The organism is Patulibacter medicamentivorans (assembly GCF_000240225.1).
Classification (GTDB): Bacteria; Actinomycetota; Thermoleophilia; order Solirubrobacterales; family Solirubrobacteraceae; genus Patulibacter; species Patulibacter medicamentivorans.
The window spans coordinates 1-3,112 of the sequence record NZ_AGUD01000277.1; the positions used below are offsets into that span (position 1 = coordinate 1).

A 3,112-nucleotide genomic window follows, 5' to 3' on the forward strand; every position below is an offset into this window, starting at 1 on the left:
CCTGCCGTTTCGCCGGGACGCGATCGCCGAAGCGACGATCGGCTGCGTTCGGGCCGGCGGGCTCGGCCGGCTCGGCCAGCGGACTCGGCCAGCAGGCTCGGCCGGCGGCCACTCGGTGGCGACGGCGCCCCGCGCCCTCAGCGACGCCGGACCGGCGCGCCCGCCGGCGCCGGCCGCGAGCGCTCCAGCAGCGCGGCGGCGACCAGCAGCGTCAGCCCGAGCATCGCCAGCAGCAGCGGCCAGCCCGGGCGGGCATGCTGGAGCGGGCTGCCGAGCGGCTCGGCGCCGTAGACGAGGTCGAGCAGGTCGACGGACCGGGCCTCGCCGCCCCGGGACCACGCCGTGCTGATCGACGCGACGAGCACCGTCGCCGCAGGCACCGCGACCAGTGCCCCGAACGCCGCGGCGCCCGATGGCCGGCGCGCGGTCGACGCCGCCAGCAGCGTCCCGGCCAGCAGCACCAGCGCCACGGCGACCCCGGCCGCGGGGCGGCTGATCACGTCATAGAAGCCGGAGACGGAGTACGTCATGGACCCGACCTGGTAGGCGTGCGCGCTCGCCATCGTCAGCACCAGAGCCGCGGCCGCTTGGGCGGCAGCCACGCGACGCGCCGGGCCCAACAGCGCCATGGCGGCGAGCCCGGATGCGAGCAACGCGGAGACGAGCAACGGAGTCGCCTGGACGATCCGACCGTCGCGGGCGTCGTCGAGCGTGACGGTGAGCGGCAGTCCGACGGTCAGCCCGATCGCCGCAGACGACAGGGCCGTGACCGCGATCGCCGCGACGAGCGCATCGGCGACCGGCCACCGGACGCGCCGCCGGAGCCGCGCGATCACCGGGGCCAGCAGGACGATCGGTCCGACGGCGGCCAGCAACTCGCCGACCCACGGCGCCGCGCTCGCAGACAGCTCCACCAGCTCGCCGTCCGCGTTCCGCGCGACGTCCGGCTCGAAGACCTGCCACCACGGCCAGTTCACGGCCAGGAGCGCCAGCGTCGTGATCCCCGCCAAGCGTCCCGGGCTGCCCACGAGGCGAGGCGCGACCGCGCCGAGCGCCACCACCGCGATCGTCACGGTCGCGACCCGCAGCGGCGGATCGTGCACGAACAGCTCGGTCACGTTCGCCAACGCGGCGATCGCGACGAGCATCAGCGCCACGGCCCAGCGAGCCGCCGCCTGCGGAGCCGGCCAGCCGACGCCCGCCTGCTCGACCCGCTCGCGCACGGCCCGCGGCCCCCACCAGAGCACCACGGCGGCGACCGCCGCCAGCGTCGGCGGCAACAGGCGCGCGACCTGGAGGTCGGTGGTATCGGCCCCGCCGACGGCTGCGACGAGGATCGCGCCCGCCAGCATGCCCGTGACCGCGTCGCGGCGCAGCACCGCGCGCACCAGCAGGACCACGGCGAGCAGGTCTCCGAGAACGACGGCACCGGCCTGCACGCCGGCACGCGGGATGCCCAGACCGCCGGGGACCCCCACGAGCGTCAGCACGGACGTGGCCTCGCGGATCGTCAGCGCCACGAGGACCAGCGCCGCCACGGCGGCCGCGTCGGAGACCGCCGTCGGCGCGATGCGCTCGGCGAGCCACCGCCGCCCGTCGATCGCCGGTGGCGATGACGTCCCCGCAGTCGGCCGTCGCGCGCCGGCGAGGTGGTCGCCCACCAGCGCCATCGCCCCGAGCACGACCGCGACGAGCGTCACCAGAACGGTTCCGCCGTCCGCATTCTCGACTCGTGGTTTGGTCCCGACGACCCACATGACCAGGACGGCGATGAGCAGCGCCGCTACGGTGCCCACCGTCGCCGACCATGCCTTCGCCCGCTCGCCCGCTCCATGGCCCGCGGCCGCGGCCTGCCGTGGCGCGCCGATCCGCTGCAGCCCGGTCAACAGCGCCAGCAGGACTCCGAGCGGGACCGCAACCACAAGGCCGGAGAGCGGCTCACCTTCGTCGTGCCCGATCCAGATCGCGGCCCCCGCCGCCACCAGGAGCCCGCCGCCCCCGATCAGCAGCGGCTTCAGCGCGGCGAGCAGCGGCGCGCCGATCCGCAGCCCGGTGAAGCCCGTCTCCTGCGTCCACAGCGCGATCCCGAGCACGACCAGCGCCGTCCCGAGCGCGACCCGACCGCCGGTCGGCAGCAGCGCCGCCGCCAGCAGGACCGCCGCCCCCAGCGGCACGGCGGCCGCGGCGCCCAGCAGCGACGCCGGGCGCGGTGGCCGGACGTCGGCGGCGGCCGCCGCCGGGCGAGCGCGAACGGACCGGGACGCCGACATGAGGCGGCAGGCTATCCGCGGATCCGGCTCGCGGCGGTGCCCCGTAGGCTCGGACGATGGCCCTCGGCTGCTTCCTCAACGCCGGTCGCTCGTTCCCGCGCTCGGTCGCCCGCGTCCAGCTGGCCGAGGCGCTCGGCTACGACGCCGTCTACACCGAGCACGTCGCCGGCCATGAGTCGCTGACCCTCCTGACCGCCTGGTCGCAGCACAGCGAGCGGATCGCGTTCGGCCCGGCGGTCGTCCCGATCCACAGCCGCAGCCCGGCGACGATGGCCCAGACCGCGGCCACGCTGCACGCCGTCTCCGGCGGTCGCGCGCGGCTCGGCCTCGGCACCAGCACCCCCGCGATCGTCGAGCGCTGGCACGGCCAGCAGCCGGGCGACCCGCGCGCCGAGCTGCCCGAGTACCTGCGGATCGTGCGGGCGATCCTCGACGGCGACAAGCCGCCGGCCGGCGAGCGCTGGCGCACGACCTTCCGGCTGCGCGGGATCGACCCGGCGCCCGACCTGCCGCTCTACGCCGGGGTCCTGCACCCCGACGCGATCGCCGCGACGGCCGCGATCGCCGACGGCGTGATGCTGTGGCTCGCCCCGCCGGGGTACGTCCGCGACGTCGTCGTCCCCGCCGTGCGGGCAGGACGCGAGGCCGCCGGGCTCCCGGTCGAGGGCTTCGCGATCGTGGCCGCGGTGGCCGCTGCGACCGGCGGCGACCGGCAGGCGGTCCGCGCCGGCGCCCGCGACGCCCTGCGCGGCTACCTGCGGCTGCCCAGCTACGCCGACCTGCTGGACCGCGCCGGCCTCGCCGACGAGCGCGCGGCGGCCGTCGCCGAGGACGGGGGCGAC

Annotated in this window: 2 protein-coding genes; one reads left to right on the plus strand and one right to left on the minus strand. The window is 77.2% G+C overall.

What is annotated here, in order from left to right; all coding sequences use genetic code 11:
• Positions 1-137 precede the first annotated feature (137 nt).
• The gene (locus tag PAI11_RS19405; protein ID WP_007577990.1) at positions 138-2,270 is read right to left on the minus strand and encodes a hypothetical protein; all 2,133 of its coding nucleotides are present in this window, start codon (positions 2,268-2,270) and stop codon (positions 138-140) included.
• A gap of 56 nt (positions 2,271-2,326) precedes the next feature.
• Between PAI11_RS19405 and PAI11_RS24815 the strand changes: the two genes are divergently transcribed.
• Positions 2,327-3,112, plus strand: a 786-nt coding sequence (locus PAI11_RS24815; protein WP_138974434.1) for an LLM class flavin-dependent oxidoreductase, incomplete at its 3' end; no start/stop codon positions are given.